General features: G+C 73.7%; 17 protein-coding genes and 1 pseudogene. 8 read left to right on the top strand and 10 right to left on the bottom strand.

Translation table 11 applies throughout. The features are described 5' to 3' along the window. Positions 1-54 precede the first annotated feature (54 nt). The 5 genes from ACQP2H_RS22275 to ACQP2H_RS22255 all read right to left on the bottom strand — a co-directional run bounded on the left by ACQP2H_RS22275 (position 55) and on the right by ACQP2H_RS22255 (position 7,003). Positions 55-1,815, bottom strand: a complete 1,761-nt coding sequence (locus tag ACQP2H_RS22275; protein ID WP_363818563.1) for a putative bifunctional diguanylate cyclase/phosphodiesterase — start codon at positions 1,813-1,815, stop codon at positions 55-57. Next, the gene (locus ACQP2H_RS22270; RefSeq protein ID WP_433228719.1) at positions 1,808-2,617 is read right to left on the bottom strand and encodes an SAM-dependent methyltransferase; all 810 of its coding nucleotides are present in this window, start codon (positions 2,615-2,617) and stop codon (positions 1,808-1,810) included. Before ACQP2H_RS22270 ends, ACQP2H_RS22275 begins: the two co-directional genes overlap by 8 nt. Positions 2,618-2,821: 204 nt before the next feature. Beyond that, on the bottom strand, positions 2,822-3,490 hold the full coding sequence (locus tag ACQP2H_RS22265) for a response regulator transcription factor (RefSeq protein ID WP_007072219.1): 669 nt from the start codon (positions 3,488-3,490) through the stop codon (positions 2,822-2,824). A 7-nt stretch (positions 3,491-3,497) separates the two neighbouring features. Further along, on the bottom strand, positions 3,498-5,189 hold the full coding sequence (locus tag ACQP2H_RS22260; protein ID WP_357535350.1) for a GAF domain-containing sensor histidine kinase: 1,692 nt from the start codon (positions 5,187-5,189) through the stop codon (positions 3,498-3,500). Positions 5,190-5,203: 14 nt separating this feature from the next. Next, on the bottom strand, positions 5,204-7,003 hold the full coding sequence (locus ACQP2H_RS22255; protein ID WP_433228717.1) for an AMP-dependent synthetase/ligase: 1,800 nt from the start codon (positions 7,001-7,003) through the stop codon (positions 5,204-5,206). A gap of 235 nt (positions 7,004-7,238) precedes the next feature. On the opposite strand from ACQP2H_RS22255, the gene ACQP2H_RS22250 reads away from it, so the two are divergent. From ACQP2H_RS22250 to ACQP2H_RS22225, 6 genes are all read left to right on the top strand, one after another. Then, complete coding sequence (locus ACQP2H_RS22250) at positions 7,239-7,691, top strand: SRPBCC family protein (protein WP_208568698.1); 453 nt, start codon at positions 7,239-7,241, stop codon at positions 7,689-7,691. 37 nt (positions 7,692-7,728) lie between these two features. Continuing rightward, the gene (locus tag ACQP2H_RS22245) at positions 7,729-8,412 is read left to right on the top strand and encodes a hypothetical protein (RefSeq protein WP_357535346.1); all 684 of its coding nucleotides are present in this window, start codon (positions 7,729-7,731) and stop codon (positions 8,410-8,412) included. A gap of 73 nt (positions 8,413-8,485) precedes the next feature. Then, positions 8,486-9,433, top strand: a complete 948-nt coding sequence (locus ACQP2H_RS22240; RefSeq protein WP_208568696.1) for an ROK family glucokinase — start codon at positions 8,486-8,488, stop codon at positions 9,431-9,433. A gap of 143 nt (positions 9,434-9,576) precedes the next feature. Beyond that, positions 9,577-10,263, top strand: coding sequence for an endonuclease/exonuclease/phosphatase family protein (locus ACQP2H_RS22235; RefSeq protein WP_208568809.1), 687 nt, complete (start codon positions 9,577-9,579; stop codon positions 10,261-10,263). 156 nt (positions 10,264-10,419) lie between these two features. Next, positions 10,420-11,826 carry a flavin-containing monooxygenase gene (locus tag ACQP2H_RS22230; protein ID WP_208568695.1) on the top strand — a complete coding sequence of 469 codons (1,407 nt, stop codon included), beginning with the start codon at positions 10,420-10,422 and terminating at the stop codon, positions 11,824-11,826. Further along, positions 11,823-12,650 carry an alpha/beta hydrolase gene (locus ACQP2H_RS22225; RefSeq protein WP_357535344.1) on the top strand — a complete coding sequence of 276 codons (828 nt, stop codon included), beginning with the start codon at positions 11,823-11,825 and terminating at the stop codon, positions 12,648-12,650. The genes ACQP2H_RS22230 and ACQP2H_RS22225 overlap by 4 nt, the downstream gene beginning before the upstream one ends. Positions 12,651-12,720: 70 nt before the next feature. On the opposite strand, the gene ACQP2H_RS22220 is transcribed toward ACQP2H_RS22225, so the two are convergent. From ACQP2H_RS22220 to ACQP2H_RS22200, 5 genes and pseudogenes are all read right to left on the bottom strand, one after another. Next, entirely contained in the window at positions 12,721-14,139 is a 1,419-nt protein-coding gene (locus ACQP2H_RS22220) for an alpha,alpha-trehalose-phosphate synthase (UDP-forming) (protein ID WP_219464005.1), read from the bottom strand. Between the two features lie 195 nt (positions 14,140-14,334). After that, complete coding sequence (locus ACQP2H_RS22215; RefSeq protein ID WP_219464004.1) at positions 14,335-15,177, bottom strand: DUF308 domain-containing protein; 843 nt, start codon at positions 15,175-15,177, stop codon at positions 14,335-14,337. Between the two features lie 542 nt (positions 15,178-15,719). Beyond that, complete coding sequence (locus ACQP2H_RS22210) at positions 15,720-19,214, bottom strand: ATP-binding protein (protein ID WP_433228713.1); 3,495 nt, start codon at positions 19,212-19,214, stop codon at positions 15,720-15,722. Positions 19,215-19,301: 87 nt separating this feature from the next. Further along, positions 19,302-19,385, bottom strand: a pseudogene (locus tag ACQP2H_RS22205) (hypothetical protein); the annotation flags it as partial. Positions 19,386-19,918: 533 nt separating this feature from the next. After that, positions 19,919-20,611, bottom strand: a complete 693-nt coding sequence (locus tag ACQP2H_RS22200; protein ID WP_208568691.1) for a Crp/Fnr family transcriptional regulator — start codon at positions 20,609-20,611, stop codon at positions 19,919-19,921. Positions 20,612-20,952: 341 nt separating this feature from the next. Between ACQP2H_RS22200 and ACQP2H_RS22195 the strand changes: the two genes are divergently transcribed. Together ACQP2H_RS22195 and ACQP2H_RS22190 are read left to right on the top strand one after the other, a co-directional pair. Continuing rightward, the gene (locus ACQP2H_RS22195; RefSeq protein ID WP_208568690.1) at positions 20,953-21,456 is read left to right on the top strand and encodes a polyadenylate-specific 3'-exoribonuclease AS; all 504 of its coding nucleotides are present in this window, start codon (positions 20,953-20,955) and stop codon (positions 21,454-21,456) included. Positions 21,457-21,603: 147 nt separating this feature from the next. After that, positions 21,604-22,107 (top strand): pyridoxamine 5'-phosphate oxidase family protein, encoded by a 504-nt coding sequence (locus tag ACQP2H_RS22190; protein WP_219464002.1) that lies wholly within the window; start codon positions 21,604-21,606, stop codon positions 22,105-22,107. Positions 22,108-22,230: the final 123 nt, after the last annotated feature.

The following is a 22,230-nucleotide window of genomic DNA, read 5'->3' as shown; positions in this document are numbered from 1 at the left end:
CCGGCCGGCGTCGCCGCAGCGGCAGGTGCCGGGCCGGTCACCCCGGCCGACCGGTCAGCGGATCTGTTCGAGGATGCGGGCTGCGGGTGCGGGCCGGCCGAAGTGCCAGCCCTGGCCGGCGTCGCAGCCGATGGCGCGCAGCAGGTCGGCCTGGTCGGCGGTCTCCACCCCCTCGGCGGTGACGGTCAGGTCCAACGCGTGGGCCAACGACACCAGCGAGGCCAGGATCCGTTCGTCGGTACGGCTCGCCGGGTCGACCTGCGGGGCACGCAGCCCGGTCACGAACTCGCCGGCCATCTTCAGCTCGGTCACCGGCAGGTCCCGCAGGTAGGCCAGGTTGCTGTAACCGGTGCCGAAGTCGTCGATGGCGATCCGCACGCCCAGGTCGTTGAGCGCCCGCAGGGCCCGGACCGGGTCCTCCGCGCCGGCGCTCATCATCGTGCTCTCGGTGATCTCCAGCTGGAGCCGTTGCGGTGGCAGGCCGGTCTGGGCCAGCAGCCCGCGTACCTCCTGCACCAGGTCGGGGCGGTTCACCTGCCGGACGGCGAGGTTGACGCTGACGAACGGCGCCGGCCCACCGTCGGCACCCCAGCTCTCCGCCTCCCGGCACGCCTCGGCGAGCACCCAGCCGCCCAGCCGGACGATCAGCCCGGTCTCCTCGGCCAGCCCGATGAAGCTGTCCGGGCGCAGCACCCCCAGCTCGGGGTGCCGCCAGCGGACCAGCGCCTCCACCCCCAGCAGGGTGCCGTCGCGCAGCGACGTCAGCGGCTGGTAGTCCAGGAAGAACTCACCCCGGTCCAGGGCGGCGGGGATCGCCGCCGACAGGGCGTACCGGGCCAGTTCGGTGCGGTGCCGGGCCGGGTCGAACAGCGCCCACCGGGCACCGCCGGCCGCCTTGGCCCAGTGCAGGGTGCTGTCGGCGGCCCGCATCAACTCGCCGGGCGTGGTGCCGGCGACCGGTCGTTCCACGATGCCGACGCTGGCCGTGACGCTCAGCTCGTGCCCGTCGACCAGGGCCGGTTCACTGACCGCCGCCAGCGCCGCCTCGGCCGCCTTGACCACGTCGTCGGTGCCGCCCGTCCGCTCGACCAGGATCACGAACTCGTCGCCGCCCAGCCGGGCCACCAGGTGCTCGCCGAGCGCCCGACGCAGCCGTTGCGCCATCTGCACCAGCAGCGCGTCGCCGAGCTGGTGCCCGAGCGAGTCGTTGACCACCTTGAACCGGTCGAGGTCGAGGAAACAGACCCCGACCCGGTCGGCACCCCGCCCCGGCGCGTTGATGGCGGCGGCGAGCCGTTCGGTGAACAGGGTGCGGTTGGGCAGGTCGGTGAGGGGGTCATGGGTGGCCTGGTGGCGGAACCGGGACTCGCTGTCGCGCAGCGCCCGTTCGGCCTGCGCGCGGGCCACCATCGCGGCCCGCCGGATCGACTCCTGCTCGTCGAGCGTCCGGTCGCGCAGCGCGCGGGCGTACCCGGTGGTGATGGTGGCGAGCAGCCGGGCCAGCCGGTCGGAGATGTCGTCGCCGACGAGGCCGAGGTCACGCAGCAGACGGAGCTGGATGACCTCGACGGTACGCCCCAACCCCTCGGCCGAGGCGATGTGCGCGGCCACCAGTTCGGCACCCACCTGGTGGCCGACACGCGGGTCGAACGGCTCGGCCCGCAGCGCGGCGGCCAACCGGTGGGTGAGCCGTTGCAGCAGCTCCTCGAGTTGGGCCTGGGTCATCGGCAGGTAGCTGGTGCCGGAGACCGCCTTGGCCCAGGCGCGGGCGAAGGTGCCCGGGCAGGACGCCCCGGGGGTCACCGGCTCACCCATCGAGACGCCCGACGCCGCCCAGGAAGCCGGCCCGTTCGGCGTCCTCGGCGCTCTCCGGTGTCTCGGGTCGCCACTGCGGCACCCAGACCACCCCGGGGTCGACGAGCGTGAAACCGTCGAAGAACGCGGTCAGCTCGGCCCGGCTGCGGATGCACAGCGGATTGTCGGTACGCCGGTAGACCCGTTCCGCCTCGACCCGCTCCGCCCTGCGGCGACCGTCCTCGCCGGCCTGGGAGAGGACCAGGTGACTGCCGGGGGCCAGCGCCGCGCGCAACGTCCGCAGGGTTTCCTCCGGATGGTCCGCGTGCGGGATGAAGTGCAGCACCGCCACGACCAGCACCGCCACCGGCTGGGAGAAGTCGATCAGGCGGGTCACCTCCGGGTGCCGCAGGATCGCCTCCGGCCGGCGCAGGTCCTCCCGGACGACGGTGGCGTTGCGGTTGCCGGCGAGGATCTCCTGGCTGTGCGCCACGGCGACCGGATCGACGTCGACGTAGACCACCCGGGCGTCCGGGACGGCCCGCTGGGCGATCTCGTGCACGTTGCCGACGGTGGGGATGCCGGAGCCGATGTCGAGGAACTGCCGGATGCCGGCGTCGATGAGATGTTGCACCACCCGGCGCAGGAACGCCCGGTTGGCCTGGGCCATCAGCGGCGCGTCGGGGACCGCGTCGACCATCGCCCGGGCGGCGACCCGGTCGGCGGCGAAGTTGTGCGAGCCGCCGAGATAGTAGTCGTACATGCGGGCGACGCTGGGGCGTTCGACGTCGATGTCGTCGGGTGCCCAGTCCGGTCGCTGCATCCCCAACCCCTTTGTCGAGTATCACCACGTGGGTCGTAGCCTGCGCGGTTCACCCGGGTATTGTGCCCGCCCGTTGCCCAGGTGCAAAGACCGCGATCTGTGCGCGATCATCCCCTCACCGGGTGCAATCGAAACCTGTGGATCGCCCGGCAGGCCCGGTCCGACGAGGGATCCGGGCCTGCCGGCCTGCGGGTGGGGACCCGCTCAGAACTTCGGGGCGTCCGGCGCCTCGAGCAGACCCAACCGCAGGGCGGTCATCAACGCCTGCGCCCGGTTGGCCGCACCCAGCTTCTCGTAGAGCTTGGAGATGTGGGTCTTGGCGGTGGACTCGCTGACGAAGAGCTGCTTGGCGATGCCGGCCACGCTCATGCCGTCGGCGAGCAGCCGCAGCACCTGCCCCTCGCGGGGGGAGAGCTGCGGGCCGGACGGGGCCAGCCGGCGCTTCATCGCCTCGGCCAGGTCGGCCGCGGTGAACGCGCTGGGCGAGGAGGCGGCGTGCCGGGCGGCGGCGACCACCTCGTCGGCCGGCGCGGTCTTCGGCACGAACGCGCTCGCCCCGGCCTCCAACGCGCCGAAGAGCTGGTCGTCGCCGGCGTACATGGTGAGCACCACGATGCCCATCGACGCGCTGGACTTGCGCAGCGCCCGGGTGGCCTCCAGGCCGCTGCCGTCGGGAAGCCGCAGATCCATGATCACGACGTCCGGTTGCAGCGCGCCGGCCTGGCGCACGCCCTCCGCCGCCGTGGCGGCCTCGCCGACGACCTCGAACTGACGGTCCCGCTCGAAGGCGTGCCGCAGCCCCTTGCGGATCAGGTCGTGATCGTCGACAAGGAGGACCTTGGTACGGGTGGCCGGTGTCGGGCTTGTGGTCATCCTCGAATTACTCCACTTCTGCTGCTGCGCTGCCACGCACGTTATCGCGCCGGGGCGACGAACCCACCACCACCGCCACGGTCGTACCACTGGGTTGCCGGGGACTGATCTCCAACCGGCCCCGGATACGTTCCGCCCTCTCCGCCATGATCGCAAGGCCGTAGTGACCGTCGGTGCGCTGGTCACCGATGCCGTGACCGTCATCCGACACTTCAATTTGCGCGTACGGGGGGTCCACTTCACAGGTGACCCAGAGATTCGACGCCCCGGCGTGCTTGCGGGCGTTGGTCACCGCCTCCTGCGCGATGCGCAGCAACTCGGCCTCGGTGGCGGCCGGCAGCCGGGCGGTCGACTCGTCCAGCGACAGGTGCACCCGCAGCCCGCCGGCCGAACCCACGGTCCGGGCGTACTCGGCGATCGCCGCCGCCAGGCCGCCGTGCCGGTCCACCTCGCTGCGCAGCTCGAACAGGCTCAACCGCAGCTCGGTGATCACCCGGGTCACCTCGCCGCGCAGGGTGCGCAGCGCCTCGGCGGTCTCCTTCGGGTCCTCGTCGACGTAGGCCAGCGCGTTGTCGATGCCGTAGCCGACCATCACCAGCTCCTGCGCCACCCCGTCGTGGATCTCCCGGGCCAGCCGCTGCCGCTCCTCGTTGGTGGCCAGCGACCGCACGTCGTCGAAGAGCAGCGCCGCCTCCAGCCGCAGCGCCGCCGGGCCGGTCAGCGCGGTCACCCGGGACACCACCGGCGGCGGGTACGCGTGTGCCGCGTCCGCCTCCAGCACCACCAGGCCGACCGTGCGGACCCCGGCGACCAGCGGAACGATCAGCGACGAGACGTCCCCGCCGGTGTGCGAGCGGGCCTGCGACCGGGCCGCGGTCTGGGGCTGCTGACTGGCCCAGGCGTCGGCGATCGCCGAGTCGGAGTCCAGCGTCGTCTCCCAGTCGACCCGGTCCACGCCGATCTGGGCGAGCACCACCAGCCGCCCGCCGCCGCTGGCCGACAGCACCGCGCCCCGGTTGACGGGGGCGACGGTCCGCAGCTCCTCCAGCAGGTGCTCGGAGATACCGCCCGGATCGAGGGTGGCCCCGGGCAGCTGCCGGGCGACCGTGCGCAGCTGGGTCAGCAGCCGGGTCGCCTCGGCGTACGGCTGGGGCTTGCCCTCGGCCCGGACCCGCATCACCTGGTGCAGCGTGCCGGCGGCGTAGAGGCCGAGCCCGGCGAGGATCAACCACTGCGCGCAGACCGCCAGGTAGCCCGGCTGGCCCAACTGCCGCCCGCCGTCGACCTCGGTGAAACCACCGGCGACCACCAGGGTGGCGGCGGTGACCCCGAGCAGCACCGCCCCCTCACGGAACTGCCGGCGCAGCGCGGTGACCGTCACCGGCACCGCCAGATAGGGCAGTACGGCCGAGGCGCCCAGCCCGCCGACCGACGAGCCGAGGGTGGAGGAGACGGCGACCTGGCTGGCGGCCAGCCCGATCACCACCGCCTCGGCGAGCCGGCTCAACGGACCGATCAACCGGTGCTCGGGGGCCAGCAGGGCGGGTGCCCCGGCGACCGCCAACAGGGCGATCCACCAGAGCTGGGCGGGATCGCCGGTGGCGATCAGGGTCAGTGTGCCGACCAGCGCGAGCATCACCGCACGCGCGGCGGCGGCGACGGGTCGCGTCTGGGGGCGGACAGCTGTGGAGGCGGACACGTGACGGATCGTAGTCAGCCTTGGTAGATCTCCGCGATCTCGGCCGCGTACGACTTGTGCACGACCTGCCGCTTGACCTTGAGTGAGGGGGTCAGCTCGCCGGTCGCCTCGGTGAAGTCGCGGGGCAGGATGCGGAACACCTTGATCGATTCGGCCTTGGAGACGGCCAGGTTGGCGGTGTCCACCGCCCCCTGGATCTCGGCCCGCAGCCCGTCGTGCGTCACGAGCTGTTCGACCGGGGTGTCCTCGGGCAGTCCGTGCCCGGCCAGCCACTTCGGCAGGGCCTCCTCGTCGACGGTGACCAGGGCGGCGATGAACGGCTGCCGGTCACCGACCACCACGCACTGGCTGACCAGCGGATGCGCCCGGACCTGGTCCTCCAGCACGGCCGGGGCGACGTTCTTGCCGGCGGCCGTCACGATGATCTCCTTCTTGCGGCCGGTGATGCGCAGGAAGCCGTCGTCGTCGAGGTGCCCCAGGTCGCCGGTGCGGAACCAGCCGTCGACGAGCGCCTCGGCGGTGGCCGACTCGTTCTTCCAGTAGCCCTGGAAGATCAGGTCACCGGCGATCAGGATCTCGCCGTCGTCGGCGATCCGGATGGTCACGCCGGGCAGCGGCCGGCCGACGGTGCCGATCTTCGTGCCGGTGGGCAGGTTGGCCGCGGCGGCTGGGGAGGTCTCGGTGAGGCCGTACCCCTCGCAGATGGTCACCCCGATGCCCCGGAAGAAGTGCCCGAGCCGGGCGCCGAGCGGGGCACCGCCGGAGATCGCGTCCCGGCACCGGCCACCGAGGGCGGCCCGCAGCTTCCGGTAGACCAGCCGGTCGAAGACCGCGTGCTGGGCGCGCAGCGCGAACCCGGGACCCCCCGGGATCTCCTGCGCCTCGCTCCAGGCGATGGCGACCTTCTCCGCCCGGTCGAAGATCGCGCCCTTGCCGTCGGCCTGGGCCTTCTGCCGGGCGCCGTTGTAGACCTTCTCGAAGACCCGTGGCACCGAGAGCACGAACGTCGGCCGGAACTCCTGGAGCTGGGCGACCAGGTCCCGGGTGTCGGCGCAGTGCGCCATCGTGGCCCGGGCCTGCACCACCCCGATCTGGATGAGCCGGGCGAAGGCGTGTGCCAGGGGGAGGAACAGCAGGGTCGAGGCCCCCGGCCGGAACAGGTTCGGCAGCACCGGCACCGCATTGGCGATGTCGGCGTACATGTTGCGGTGGGTCAGCACGCAGCCCTTGGGGCGGCCGGTGGTGCCGCTGGTGTAGATGATCGTGGCGACGTCGTCGGCGCGGACCGAGGTGCGGCGGCGCTCGATCTCGGCGGGGTCGACCGACGCTCCGGCGGCGACGATCTCGTCCACCCCACCCAGCTCGATCTGCCAGACGTCGCGCAGCTCGGGCAGCCGGTCGCGGACCCCGGCGACCAGGGTGGCGTGGCTGTTGGTCTCCACCACCACGGCGACCGCGCCGGAGTCGGCGAGGATCCAGGCGGCCTGCTCGGCGCTGGACGTCTCGTAGATCGGGACGGTGACCGCGCCGGCCACCCAGATGGCGTAATCGAGCAGGGTCCACTCGTAGCGGGTGCGGCTCATCAGGGCGACCCGGTCACCGGGGGCCACCCCCGCGCCGGCCAGGCCCCGGGCGACCGCCACGACCTCGTCGCGGAACTGCCGGCAGGTGACGTCGATCCCGGCGCTGCCGTCGGCGGCGGGCCGGACGAACTGCACCGCGTCCGGGGCCGCCTCGGCGTTGTCCCAGACCGGGTCGGTCAGGTTTGCCGCGTCGCCGATGCTGACGATCGGCGGAACGGAGAACTCGCGCACCTGCACTCCCTCGTGCTCGCACTGGCCGGGCCGACCTTGGTCGGCATGGTCGAAACCTACCCGGCCGGCCCCCCGAACGCCCCAGGCAGGTTGCCCGCCCCACCGGCCCGGACCCCGTCGGGGACGGCCCGGGAGCCCGCGGCGGGCCACCCCCGGCCCCGCTGCGGGGCGGCCCGGGACCCGGCTTCGGGGGTGGAGCGGGGCGGCCGGCGGAAGCGGCGGGTAGCCTCCCCCCATGGCGGACTCCTCCACCCAGTCGATCATCATCGGCGCGTCACCGGACCGGGTGGCGGCCGTCATCTGTGACTTCGCGAGTTACCCCCGGTGGACCGAGGCGGTGCGTCGGGCCGAGGTCGTCGAGGAGTACGAGGACGGCTACGCCAGCCAGGTCCGGTTCACCATCGACGCCGGGGTGATGGCCGACGAGTACGTGCTGGCCTACGAGTACGCCGAGGACCTCTCCCGCGTCGAGTGGCACCTGGTGGCACCCTCGAAGATGCAGAAGACCCAGCGTGGCTCGTACGACCTGGTCGGCAACCCGGACGGCACCTGCACGGTGACCTACACGCTTGAGGTCGAGCTGTCGGTGGGCATGCTCGGCATGTTTCGCCGCAAAGCCGAGAAAATGATCATGGATACGGCGTTGAAGCAGCTCAAGCGCCGGGTAGAAGCACCCGGTGCGGCGTAGCGACACAACGGCCGGCGACACGACGGAGGAGCCGACCATGGGCGCAACGGAACCGGGCTCGGCCCGGGAGGAAGCGGAACGGCTGGTCGCCACGCTGCTCGCGACGGCCCGGCTGGCCTCCGCCGGCACCGGGTCGGGGGCGGGACCGTGGGGTCCGCTCGGTGGGATCGTCTCGGGTGTCCTCGGTCACAGTGCCGGCGCGGCCCGGCCGACCGCCGGCACCCACCGGGCGGAGGGTTTCGCCACCGGATCACCCGAGTGCTGCATCTGTCCGATCTGCCGGGCTGTCACCGCCTTGCGCGATCCCAGTCCCGAGTTCGCCGAGCGGCTCGCCACCGGCGCGGGGGACCTGGCCGCCGGAATCGCCAGCATGATGCGTGCGTTCGCCCCGCCCGCAGGCGGGGAAGCATCCCACGGGACGCCCGGTGACGCCAGCGCGACGACAGGTCGGGGCGGCCCTTCCGATTCCGAGGCCGATCATGTGTGGCGCGAGGCCACCCGTACCGGGCATGATTCTGCGTCGGCGCCGGAGCGGGACGTCTGGTCCGCCGCCACCCGGGCGGAGGACGCGGTCGCACCGGCCGTCGCCGCACCGCCCGTCGACGACGCCGGGCCGGCCGCGCCGGCCCAGCAGGTCCGGCCCACGGCCGACGGTCACGTGGTGCCCGCCTCGCGCGCGCCGGCCGGCGCGGACGGGGACGCACCAGGCGACGGGGCCTGACCACCGGACATCCCGGCAGCGTACGGCCTGTTTCGGTCGATGCCGGGCAGCACAGCAGAGGGGAGTGGCCGCGGTGACGCTGACCATCGGAGTCGACGTCGGTGGCACGAAGGTGGCCGGCGGTGTCGTGGACGACACCGGCCGGGTTCTCGTGCAGGCCCGGCGGGACACCCCCGCGGACGACGTCGGCAAGACCCGCGACGTCATCATCGAGCTGGTCACCGAGCTGTCCACCGGCCACCAGGTGGACGCGGTGGGGATCGGCGCGGCCGGCTGGATCGACGCCTCCCGCTCCACCGTCCTCTTCGCCCCCAACCTGGCCTGGCGCGACGAACCGCTGCGCGACTACGTCAGCACCGCCACCGGGCTGCCGGTGATCGTCGAGAACGACGGCAACGTGGCGGCCTGGGCCGAGTTCCGGCACGGCGCGGCCCGCGACGCCGACGACTCCATGGTCATGTTCACCATCGGCACCGGTGTCGGCGGCGGCATCGTGCTCGGCGGTGAGCTGGTCCGTGGCGCCAACGGCATCGCCGCCGAGCTGGGCCACATGCTCACCGTCCCCGACGGCCACCAGTGCGGCTGCGGCCGGCTCGGCTGCATCGAGCAGTACGCCAGCGGCAGCGCCCTGGTCCGGTTCGCCCGGGCCGGCGCCCGACAGGAGCCGCAGCGGGCCACCGCCCTGCTGGAGCTGGCCGGTGGTGAGGCCGAGGCGATCACCGGGCCGATGGTCACCACCGCCGCGCAGGCCGGCGACCCGATCTCGGCCGAGGCGTTCGCCCAGATCGGCCGCTGGCTCGGCACCAGCCTCGCCGACATGGCCCAGATCCTCGACCCGCAGGTGCTGGTGGTCGGCGGCGGCGTGGTGGACGCCGGTGACCTGCTGCTCGGCCCGACCCGGCGGTCCTTCGCCGACGCGCTGGCCCAGCGCAGCCGACTCCCGGTGGCGCAGGTGCGCCCCGCCGAGCTGGGCAACACCGCCGGCGTCATCGGCGCCGCCGACCTGGCCCGCCGCCGGTGACCGCCGCACCGCAGGACCCGGCCGCCGCCGGCCCCACCACCGCCAGCCCTACCGCCGCCAGCACCGGCGCCGACAGGCTCGCCGCCGCCGGGGCCTCCGGATCGGGTGCCCCCGCCGGGGCCGCCCCGACCGGTGCCGGGCAGGTGCCGCTGCGGGTGGTGTCGTACAACATCCACAGCCAGCGCGACGACACCGCGGCGCTGGCCAGCGTGGTCCGCGAGGCCGCCCCGGACGTGGTGATCGTGCAGGAGGCACCGCGCCGGTTCCGGTGGCGGCAGAAGTCCGCCACCCTCGCCGACTCGTTCGGCCTGGTGGTGGCCGCCGGTGGCCTGCCCTCGCTGGGCAACCTGCTGCTGACCAGCCTGCGGGTCCGGGTGACCGGGACGCACTGCCAACGGTTCCCGCTCACCCCCGGCCGGCACCTGCGCGGCGCGGCGTACGCCCGCTGCCAGGTCGGCGGGGCCCGGTTCCTGCTGGCCGGCTCGCACCTGGCCACCGACCCGGCCGAACGCCCCGGCCAGGCCGCGCTGCTCAAGCGGGAACTGGCCGCGAGCGACCTGCCGGTGGTCTTCGGGGCCGACCTCAACGAGGGCCCGGACGGCCCGGCCTGGGGCACCGTCGCGAGCGGACTCGTCGACGCCGCGGTCGCCGCCGACGCGGCCGACCGGCACACCTACTCGTGCACCAACCCGCGCCGGCGCATCGACGCCCTCTTCGTCGACCCACGCGTCGAGGTCGTCGGCTACGACGTGGTGGACACCCCGACGACCCGCCGGGCCAGCGACCACTTCCCGGTCCTGGTCGACCTGCTGCTGCCCGCCGCCGGCTGACCGGCCGGCAGGCGTCCCCGGCGGGCCGACGCCGCCGACCGGGGAGCAGCCGTCGCCGGGTCCGGGCCCCCGCGAGCCGGGCTGGACAACGGGATGCGGGTACGGGGAGGATGCCCGTCGAACCGGCGTACCTGGCCGCATCAAAGGAGATTTCCGGTGCCCTCCTCCACCGAGCACGGCCGGCCCGATCCGGAGACCACGACGCCCGCCCCGAGCCGGGACGGCCGGCCGGTCTCCGACCGGGGCGACACGGTCTGCGTGATCGGGGCCGGGGCCAGCGGCCTCACCGCCGTCAAGAACCTCACCGAACACGGCTTCGGTGTCGACTGCTACGAACGGGAAACCGGCGTCGGCGGTGCCTGGAACTGGCGGCACGACCGCAGCCCGGTGTACGCCAGCACCCACCTCATCTCGTCGCGGCCGTTCACCCAGTTCCCCGACTTCCCCATGCCGGACTCCTGGCCGGACTACCCGCACCACGGTCAGGTGCTGTCCTACTTCGAGCGGTACGCCGACCACTTCGACCTGCGCCGGCACATCTGGTTCGGCACCGAGGTGGTCCGGGTGGAGCCGGTCGACGGTGACCGGTGGGACGTCACCACCCGCAGCACCGGCGGGTACGGCCCCGAACGCACCTCCCGGTACGCCGCCGTGCTGGTCGCCAACGGGCACAACTGGTCACCGAAGCTGCCCCGCTACGAGGGGCTGGAGGAGTTCCGGGGCGAGGTCATGCACGCCTCGTCCTACAAGGACCCCGCCCAGCTGCGCGGCAAGCGGGTGCTGGTGGTCGGGGCCGGAAACACCGGCTGTGACCTGGCCGTCGAGGCCGCCCAGCAGGCGTCCCGCTGCTGGCACTCCACCCGCCGCGGCTACTGGTACGCCCCCAAGTACGTCCTCGGCCGCCCCGCCGACCAGGTCAACGACGCGCTGCTGTCGTGGCGGGTGCCGCTGCGGTTGCGGCAGTGGCTCTACCACCGGACCCTGCGGCTGACCGTCGGCGACCTGACCCGGTTCGGGCTGCCGAAGCCCGACCACCGGGTCTACGAGACGCACCCGATCGCCAACAGCCAACTGGTCTACTACGTCGGCCACGGCGAGATCACCCCGGTCCCGGAGGTGGCCCGGTTCCATCCCGGCGGGGTGAGCCTCACCGACGGCCGGGAGATCGACCCCGAGCTGGTCGTCTTCGCCACCGGTTACCTGCCCCGCTTCGAGTTCCTCGACCCGCAGATCCTCGGCGACGCCGACGGCTCCGGCCGGCCCCGGCTCTGGCTGCACGCCTTCCCGCCGGGCCACCCGACCCTGGCGGTGGCCGGGCTGTTGCAGCCCGACTCGGGCCTGTTCACCCTGGCGCACTGGCAGACGGTGCTCTTCGCCCGGTCGCTGCGGTTGCGTCGGGACCGGCCGCAGCGGGCCGCCGCGTTCGCGTCCCGGGTGGCGGCCGGCGCGGGGGAGCGGTACGCCGGGAGGGTCAAGGACAGCAGCCGGCACTGGTTCGAGGTGGGCCACGTCGACTACCTGCGCGCGGTGCAGCGCGCCCTCGACGACTTGGAGGGCAAGTGAGCGGGACGACCGAGGAGCGGGTACGGATCCTGCGGGGCCGGGAGTGGGCGCACCCGGTCCGTCCGGCCCGCCGGGAGGTGCTCAGCGCCGTGCCCGAGCTGGACGAGGGACGCCCGCCGCTGCTGTTCGTCCCGGGGTTCGGGCACGGGGCCTGGGCGTTCGCCGAGCACTGGCTGGAGCACGCCGCGTCGCGCGGGTTTCCCGCGTACGCGGTGAGCCTGCGCGGGCACGGCGGCAGCGAACCTGCGCCGGGGGCGACGCTGCGGGCGTACACCCATGATGTGGTCCAGGCGGCGGCGGAGCTGCCACGGCAGGCGGTGCTGGTGGGGCACGGCGCCGGGGCGTTGGTGGTGTCGCACGCGTTGGCGCGGTATCCGGCCCGGGCCGCGGTGCTGGTCGCGCCGGTGCTCGGCGGCCCGGCCACGGCCCTCGCGGCGCTGCGGGCCAACCCGGTCGGCACGCTGCCCGCCCTGTTCGGCGGGGCGCTGCGGCTGCACCGCCGGCAGCTGTTCGGCCGGGAACTGCCCGACGCGGACGCCCGGCGGCACCTGGCCCGGCTGGGGCGGGCCGACCGGCGGGCCCAGTGGCAGCTGCTCGCCGGCCGACCGGCCGAGCCGGCGGTGGGCCACCCACCCGTGCTGGTGCTGGGCAGCCCGGACGACCGGGTCGTCCCGCCGGCCGCCCTGACCCGGGCGGCCGGCAGGTACGGCGCGGCCCCGCTGCTCTTCCCCGGCATGGGCCACGACCTGATGCTGGACACCCGGTGGCAGGAGCCGCTGGACGCCCTCCTGGACTGGCTGGTCAAGGAGCCGGGCCGCCGCTGACCGTCGCCCCGTCGCCGGCTCGGCGGACACCGGCCACCCCGCCGGGCGGGGTAGCCGGGCCGGCGGCGGGTCAGCCGGTGCTGCTGAGCCGGGTGAGCAGGGAGCCGGTGTCGTCCAGGGCGCTGAGGTAGGAGCGGGCCCAGGCCCGGATGTCGTGCCGGTGCAGGTGGTCGCGCATCGCCCGCATCCGGTCGCCGACGTCGTCCGGCCCGGCCCGCAACGCCGACAACAGCCCCTGCTTGAGCCCCTCCAGGTCGTGCGGATTGACCAGGTACGCCTGGTCCAGCTCGGCTGCCGCTCCGGCGAACTCGCTGAGCAGCAACGCACCCGTGTCGTCGACCCGGGCGGCCACGTACTCCTTGGCGACGAGGTTCATCCCGTCGCGCAGCGGAGTGACCGCCATGACGTCGGCGACCCGGTAGAGCGCCGCCAGCTCGGCCCGGTCGAAGGGCTGGGTGAGGTAGTGGATGGCCGGCTCGCCGACCCGGCCGAACTCGCCGTTGATCCGGCCGACCTCGCGTTCGATCCGTTCGCGCAGGATCTGGTACTGGCCGACACGTTCCCGGCTCGGCATGGCGACCTGCACCAGCACCGTGTCGCGGACCTTGACGTCACCGCTGGCGAGCAGCTCGCTGTAGGCCTTCAGCCGCTGCTCGATGCCCTTGGTGTAGTCCATCCGGTCGAGGCTGAGGATGACCCGCTCCGGGTCGCCCAGGTCGTGCCGCAGGCGGCGGGCCCGCGCGGTGACGTCCGGTCGGCCGGCCAGCGCCGCCATCTCGGCGGTGTCGATCGAGACCGGGTACGCCCCGATCCGCACCACCCGGTCCTGCACGCCGATCCGCCGGTCGGTGGCGGGCAGCCCGAGGACCTTGCTGGCCAGCTGGGCGAAGTTGTGTGCCGCCTGGGCCCGCTGGAAACCGATCAGGTCGGCACCGAGCATCCCACGTAGCAGCTCCGCCCGGCGGGGCAGCTGCATGAACAGCTCCGGCGGTGGGAACGGCACGTGCAGGAAGAAGCCGATCCGCAGGTCGGGCCGTAGCTCGCGGAGCAGGCCGGGGACCAGTTGCAGGTGGTAGTCCTGCACCCAGACCACCGCGCCCGGGTCGGCCACCTCGGCGGTCGCCTCGGCGAACCGCTGGTTGACCCGCTGGTACGCCTCCCACCAGCGGCGGTGGTATTCGGGTTGCTCGACGGCGTCGTGGTAGAGCGGCCAGAGGGTCGCGTTGGCGAAGCCCTCGTAGTGGTCGCGCAGGTCGTCGGCGCTGAGCGGGACGGTCTGCATGTGCACGCCGTCCACGTCGGGCAGCACGGGCGCCGGCCCGGTGCCGCCGGCCCAGCCCACCCAGGTGGCCGGGGTCTGTCGGAGCAGTGGGTGCAGCGCGCTGACCAGCCCGCCGGGGCTGCGGCGCCACTCGCAGGCGCCGTCGGGCGCCACGCTGTCGTCGATGGGGAGCCGGTTGGCGACCACCACCAGGGAACTCTGTCGCATCTCGGGCATTCCGATCGGCAGGGGACCGACCACGCGAGCAAGGAACAACCGGGCAGTCGGTGGGCGAAGTGACCTACAGCGGTATTCCTACTGACCGTAAGTTACACCACTGTTACGCCCGGCGTGGGGGCGACGGTGTCCCGGGATGCGGGCGAAGGTCGACGGCGGGGGCGGTGATGTGCAGGGGGTGGGGACTCAGACGACCGCGCCGTCGTCGGGGTCGTGGTCGTCCTCGTCACCGGGGCGCAGTCGCCAGATCAACGTGACGAACCCGGCGAGGATGCCGGTGAAACCGAGCAGGGTCACCACCGAGGCGTCCACCGGCAGCAACGACGGATTGAGGAACAGGACGAAACCGAGCACGATCCCCAGCACGCCGACCACCGCGTACTTCGAGATCCGGGGCAGCGGCGGGGGTGGCGGCGGGGTGTACCCCTCCTCCGGATCGTCCGGCAGGTCCGCCCCGAAGGTGTCCAGGCCGTCCAGCAGCGACGGCTCGTCCTGGCGGCCCCGGGGGGTCACCGAGATGCCGGAGATGTCAGCCGCGTACGGCAGCCGCCGCACGTCGGTGGCGGTCGGGCCGGTCGGCTCGTCGGCCCGGGTCGTCGATCCACCGGCCCGGGTGGTCGGGTCGGTCGGCTCGTCGTCGACGTCCTCGGCGGCCGGCCAGGGATGACTGCCGGCGGCCGGGGCGGTGTGGAAGGCGGCGACCAGGCGTTCCCACTCGGCGTCGACGTCCGGCTCGGCCCGGGCCGGCTCCGGCGTCGCCTCGTCGGCGAGCTGGGTGAGGTAGTCCCGGGCGGTGGTCAGGTGCGAGCGGTCCACGTAGAGCCGGTCGACCGGCCGGGACGGCACGGTGGTGGTCCGGGTGATCGGGTTCAGGTCGGCGGAGGGCTGGAGGTAGGCGGCGATCCCGCCCGCGGCGAGCACGTCGAGCAGGTGCTCGCCGACGCGCGGATCGACGTCGCCCGCGACGGCGTACTCGCTCGCGTCGAGCCCGTTGTCCCGCCGTCCCCGGCGGGCACCACCCGCTGACACCGGACATCCTCCTCCGCGCACCTCCCGGTGCGGTCGTGTCGGCGCCCCGTACGCCGTGCTCTGAATCGTGACACGTCGGCACCCCGTTCCGGGAGTGCGTTGTGGCGTGCCGCTCGTGGTTCGTCGGCTCCGGGCCGGCCGCCTCCCCGTCGGTCACCGTCGTGGACGATCGTCCGGCCGCCCTGGCCGAGCTGCCCGGACTCTCTGGACCCGGAGTCCGGGCCCGGGTGGAGGCCGCGAACCGTGGCCGTACCGGCTGGTAGTGCAACTGGGCGCCGTTGCGCCGCGCGGGGCGGGACCATCCGCTGCCGGGGGAGGCGCCGTCGACCTGCCCGTCGGCGGTCCGGTGCCCCGCGTCGGCGGCGGATCCGACCACTCTCCACCGGCCCGTTCCGGGGCAGTGTCTGCAAGAACTCACATCCGGCGCGAAACGGAATACTTCACCGGGTATCCCCGTACCGCGAGCGGTCCGAGCAAGTTGATCAAGGTGCCTGGCCCGTCCTGGCCCGGGTCGGCCTGGCCCGGGCGGGTGGTGGGCGGGGTCAGGTCGCGGGGGCCGCAGTGGCGAGCCGGAGCAGACCGGGCACGTCGTTGCGATCGGCGAAGTCGCGTACCCGGTCGATGGTGGCCGCCGCCTGGGCGGGGTCGGCGACGGCCAGCGCCCGCACCGACAGCGCGGTGGTCAGCACGTGGTCCGTGGCGTCGGTCATCCGGGCGTAGCTCTGCGCCGCCGTGCGGAACAGCCGGGCGGACCGCTCGGCGTCCCCGTCGGCCAGCGCCAGGGTGGCGTCGGCGACCTGCCCGGCGGCCTCCGCCCAGGGGGTCATCCGGGGGGACCGGTCGAGCATGTCGTGCACCAGCCGGGCGGCCTGCGGGCCGAGCACCGCGGCGACGTGACCGACCGCCGGCACCCACTCGGCGAACGGGATCATCCGGGTCCGGCCCCAGTCCTCGTCCAACTCCACCAGCAGCCGCATCGCCTCGTCCCGGCGGCCCCGGACCGCCCGGCAGAGCGCGGCGTGCGCCAGCGTCGACTGCAACACCCGGTGGAAACCGCTGCGCCGCGCCGCGACCAGGGCCCGGGACACCAGATCGTGATCGTCCGCCCCGGCGTCGCCCGACCCCGGGCCGGCCGCCTCGGCGTCGGGTGCCTCCGGGTCGGGCGTCCCGGGACCGCTCGGCGTGTGGCGGGTCGGGGCCGACGCCCGGGGCCCCTCGTCGGCCGGGCCGGGCTGGATCGGCACCAGCGGATGAGCCGGCTGGCCGGCCGGCGGACGAGCCGGTGGTTGGGTCGTCGGGTGGGCGGGTGGGTCGTCGGCGCGCAGGGCGCGCATCCACCCCGAGATCGCGACGATGTGCAGGTCCCACTCGGCGGTCGGCAGCCGGGTCGACTCGGTGCCCAGCTCCAGCGCCGCCACCCAGTCGCCGGCGTAGTACGCCCGGGCCCACTTGTCGGCGAAACTGGTCGCGAGGCTGTGCCCGCCACCCGGGTCCAGCGTGCGCTGCTCGTCGACCAGTTCGGCCGACCGGGCCAGGTCACCCTCCTCCTGCGCCGCCCAGGCCAGGTTGTGCACCGCCCGGCGTCGGCTGGCCAACCGGTCCACCCGGCACTGCTCGGCGACCTCGGCCAGCTCCGCGTACGCCTGCTGCTCGCCGGCCATGTACCGGGCCACCGCCAGGGTGATCCGCGCGTTGGCGCGTACCTCGGGCAGCAGCAGCCGCTCGGCCAGCTCGACCGCCGCGCGGGCCGCCACGCAGGCCTGATCGGTCTCGGCGTTGAGCATCCGGACCCGGGCCAGCTCCAGCAGGGCCTCCGCCTTCTCCTCGGACTCCGGCAACTCCGCGTAGATCGCGTTGGCCCGGTCCAGGCAACGCAGCGTCTCGGACCGGTCGGCCCGGCTCCAGGCGGCGGTGGCGAGCCGGGTCCAGGCGCGGGCCGCGCCGGCACGGTCCCCGACGGCGGCCAACCGCTCGGTGAGCCCGGCCAGCACCTCGGTCCCCCCGTCGACGAGGAAGGCGTCCCCGTCCCGGAAGAAGGCCAGCTCGGCGGCGAACAGCTCCAGCCCCGGGTCGGGGTCCCCGCCGACGGCCAGGGCCCGCCCGACCAACGTCGCGGCGTTCTCCAACGCGTGCAGCTCGTACGCCCGGCGGGCGGCCTGGTGCAGCGCCGTCCGGGCCGCCACCGCGTACGGGGTCGGGTCCAGTCCGACCGTCCGGGCGATCTCGTGGGCGGTCCAGCGGTGGTTGGCCAGCACCTCGGCCAGGTCCTGCTGCCCGGCGTCGGTGAGCTGGGCGAGCCAGTCGGCGGTGCGCTGGTGGCGCAGCACCCGTTCCGCCCGGGGCAGCCGCTGGTAGCACACGTCGCGGACCAGGATGTGCCGGAACCGGTACTCCGGCTGACCGGCCATGGTGGAGGCGGGCAGTTCGAAGACCATGTCCCGGCGCTGCAACCGGTCCAGCGCCCGCTCCACCCACTCCACCGTCCGCCCCAGCGCGGTCGCCACCGGCACCGGCCAGAACTGCACCCCCACCACGGCGGCGGCCTGGAGCACCGCCCGGTCCGCCGGGTCGAGCAGGTCGAGCCGGTTGGCGATGACGGCCTGGACGGTGCGTGGCATGTCGCTGGTGCCGGCCGGGGCGAACCGGGCGGCCGGCTCCAGCAGCCCGCCGTCCATCAGCATCCGGGCGTACTCCTGGGCGTAGAGCGGATTGCCGTCGGCGAACTCGATCAGCGGCTCACGGGCCGCCGCCGGCAGCGCGGCCTGCCCGAGTAGCAGCGAGTAGAGGGTGTCGATGTCCGCGTCGTGCATGGGCGGCACCGAGATCGACATCGCCCCGCTGATCGTGCCCGTCCAGGCCGGCTGCCGCTCCCGCAGCTCCGGCCGCGCGGTCGCCACCACCAGCAGCGGTACGCCCCGGGCCGCCGCGCCGAGCTGCTCGACGAAGGTGAGCATCGCCTGGTCGGCCCAGTGCATGTCCTCGAACACCAGCACCGTCGGCCCCTGCCCGGCCAGGGTGAGCAGGAACCGCCGCCAGGCCGCCTCGGTCTCCCCCGAGTTGAGCCGGGTGCCGGCGGCGACCCCGAGCAGCGGCCCCAGGGCGTTGGCCAACCGGGTGGCGTGCGGATCGCCGAGCTGGCCCAGCCGTTGGCGCAGCCGGTCGCGCAGCGGCTCCGGGTCGTCGCCCTCCGGCACCCCCAGCCACCCCTTGACGATGTCCGCCAGGGCAGCGTAGGTGACGTTCTCGCCGAACGGCGGGCACTGCCCGACCAGCCAGGTGACCCGGTGGCCGGGCAGGTTGGCGGCGTGCCGGGACAACTCGCGCAGCAACCGGCTCTTGCCCACCCCGGCCGGCCCGAAGACGGTCACCAGTTGGGAGGTGCGCTCGTTGACGGTGCGGTGCAGGGCACTGACCAGCAGCCCGCGCTCGTGCTCCCGGTCGACCATCGGGGTCAGCTCGGCGGCCTGCGGCCCGCTGCGCGGCCGGGCCCGTACGGCGAGCCAGATCCGGCTCACCGCCGAGCGCCCCCGCAGGGTGACGGCCGGCCGGTCGACGTACTCCAACTCGTGTCGGGTCGCCGCCCAGGTGCTCTCGTCGACGACCACCCCGCCGGTGGGCGCCAGCGCCTGCAACCGGGAGGCGGTGTTCACCACGTCGCCGGTGACGAACGCCTGGCCGCCGTCACGGGTGGCGGACAGGTCCACCAGCGCCTCACCGGTGGCGACACCCACCCGGAAACCCAGCGGCGGGTGCGGGCCGGCGGCCTGCCGGGCCAGGTTGCGTTGCAGCTCCAGACCGGCCCGTACGCAGCGCAGCGCGTCGTTGTCCGTGGCGACGGGGGCACCGAACAGCGCCATCACCGCGTCGCCGATGTACTTCTCGACCACCCCGCCGTACTGGTGGACCAGCTTGCGGACGGTGGCGAAGTACGCCTGCTGGAGGCTGCGCGCCTGCTCCGGGTCGGCCCGCTCGGCGTACGTGGTGAAGTCGACGATGTCGATGAAGAGCACGCTGACCTGGCGGCGGTCCTCCTGCACGGTGACCCCGTGGTCACGCAGCGGCTGCCCGCAGTTGGTGCAGAAGTTGGCCTCGGGGTTGTTGCCGTGCCCGCAGGAGGCACAGCCGAGCGACAGCGCCTGTCCGCAGCCGCCGCAGAAGCGGTCGTCCGGTCCCGCCGCCCGGGAGCAGTGTCCACACTTGAGGTCGATGACGAACTCCGTACGTGAGGAGGTCCCATTATCCCGCTGCGGCGGGCCAGTCGGGTACCCGACGTGCGGGCGGACCCTGCCGCTGGTCGGCCGCCACTAGTGTTCCTCACGAGGAAAACTCACTGTCAGGAGAGTGCCGTGCAGGTGCGATTGTCCGGCTACTGGACCGACCCGAACGGTACCGTCCGGTCTCCCGGGGAGACGGTCGACGTCGACGCGGTCACTCTCGCCAGAATGGAGGAACAGGGCATGGTGGAGAATCCCGACAGCAAGGCGTCCTCGGACACTGGCACGACCACGACCTCGCCGTCAAAGCCGCAGAAGATCGGGCCCGGACCAGGCACACCGCCGGACGAGATCGGACCCGGACCGGGTGCCCCGCCCGCGGACGACAGCGGCAAGTGAGTGACCGGCGTGGCCGGCGGACCAGGTCCACCGGCCACGCCGCTGTCGGTGCCACCGTCACGTACCCCGGCCCCGCCAGGAAACCCGCCGCCGTCGCCTGGATGCGGGCGTCCGCCGGGGATCGTCGGTCAGCGGTCGTTCATGCCGGCGCGTCGGCGCAGCGCCGCCACGTCGGTGACCACGATCCGGCGCCCCTCGGTACGCAGCCAGCCCCGGTTGGCGAAGGAGCCGATCGCCTGGTTGACGCTCTGTCGGGAACCACCGGCCATCTCGGCCAGCTGGCTCTGGTTCAGCTCGATGGTGATCATCGGGGCCTGGCTCTCGCCGGCCAGCCGGACCAGCGTCTTGGCCACCCGACCGGGCAGGTCGAGGAAGACATGGTCGGCGTTCTGCTCGGTGAGCCGCCGGATCAGCGCGCCCAGCGACCGCATCACCGCGTCCAGGATGCGCGGGTTGGAGTGCACCAGTTCCATGAAGGCCGGACGGGACAGGGCGAGCGCCGCACAGTCCTCGATCGCCTCGGCCGAGGCGGACCGGGTGGAGGCGTCCAGCAGGGAGACCTCACCCAGCACGTCCGGTGGTCGGATGACCGACAACACGGCACGCTCTCCGGTCGGCGCGGTGCGGAACACCGCCACCGCCCCCCGACGCAGGACGATCAGCGACTCACCGGGATCGTTCTCGACGAAGAGCAGCTGACCCTTACGGTAGGTGCGCGGCACGGCTGCGGCGATCACCCGCTGGCGCACCTCGGGCTCCAACCCGGCGAACATCTCCACCCCCGTGAGGGCGTCACCCGGCTCCGGTAGGCGCATCTCCACCGCCCCACCCCTCCCCGGTCAAGGACCACAAATTTCGCTCACCGGGTGAACCCTGACGGCCCCTGCAGAGGTGAACTGACACCGGTTCGGCGTCCGGTAGCGGTACACATCAGATCATGACGGCCCAGTCGCTTGCTGTACACCCCTGTAGACCTTTCCGTGACACTCCGGAGCTGCGGCGGACGGCGAGGGTACGGCCCTGGAGCCCCACCCGGCCGCTCCGGCACCGCCCACCCGCCGCTCCGGCACCGTCCACCCGCCGCTCCGGCACCGCCCACCCGGCCGCTCCGGTGCCGCCCCGCCCGTCGGCGGTCACCGGGGGTGGGCGAGGATGGACGGCGATGGTCTACCGCTATTTCTACGACTGCGAATTCATCGAGGACGGCCGCAGCGTCGACCTCGTGTCGATCGGTGTCGTCGACGAGTACGGCCGCGAGTTCTACGCGGTCTCCACCGAGTTCGACGACTCCCGCGCCGTGCCCTGGGTCCGCCGTAACGTGCTGGACAAGCTCCCGTCGCCGGCCGACCGGGCCTGGCGCTCCCGGGCCCGCATCCGCGACGACCTGCACGAGTTCCTGCTGGAGCCGGTCCGCGACCGGCCGAACGAGCAGCTGGAGCTGTGGGCCTGGTACGCCGCGTACGACCATGTGGTGCTGGCCCAGCTCTGGGGGGCGATGCCGGCGCTGCCCCGGGAGATCCCCCGGTTCACCAAGGAGCTGCGGCAGCTCTGGGACGACGTCGGTCGTCCCCGGTTGCCGGACGCGGCGGCCGACCGGCACGACGCGCTGGTCGACGCCCGGCACAACCTGGCCCGCTGGCGGGCGATGACGGCCCGTCCGGTCTGAGCCCCGGCCCGGCCCGCCGGGTCCGGCCGGCGGCCCGGCCGCTCCCTGGCTGGCCGGGTGGCTGATGACAGCCCGTGACGATCAGCAGGTTTGGCTGGTCCCGTCGGGGGCACCGGGTCCGGGCGAGCCGATCCGAGGGAGTGCGCCATGGCCGACGACGCGACCACCATCACCGACGCCCGGCGGCGGGTGACCGAGCTGATCCGGGACGCCCGGATCTGCATGTTGACCACGATCGGCGTGGACGGTCGGATGCTCAGCCGGCCGATGGCGCTCCAGGCGGCCGAGTTCGACGGCGACCTGTGGTTCTTCGCCTACGCCGACTCCGCCAAGGTGCGTCAGATCCGGGTCAACCCGGAGGTCAACGTCGCCTTCTCCGACCAGCGCCACCACGCCTGGGTGTCGATCGCCGGCACCGCCCAGGAGGCGTACGACCGGGCGCGGGCCGAGCAGCTGTGGAACCCGCTGTTCAAGGCCTGGTTCCCCGACGGGCTGGACACCCCCGGGCTGACCCTGCTCAAGGTGCACGCCAGCTCGGCCGAGTACTGGGACTCCCCGGGTGGCACGGTGGTCAACCTGCTCGGGTTCGCCAGGGCGGCGGTCACCGGGAGGCCGCCGGAGGCGGGGGAGAACCACGAGGTCAGCTACTGACCGGTAGCCGCCGGGGTGGGCGGGACCGGCCGGGGCGCGGTGTCGGCGTGCAGCTGAGCCGACTACAGTGCGCACTGACGGCCCGCCCCGGGCCGGCAACGACGCCGATGGTCTGAGCGGACA

This window comes from Micromonospora sp. CA-248260 (assembly GCF_050942205.1).
GTDB lineage: Bacteria > Actinomycetota > Actinomycetes > Mycobacteriales > Micromonosporaceae > Micromonospora > Micromonospora antibiotica.
This window is presented reverse-complemented; position numbering and strand designations above follow the sequence as displayed.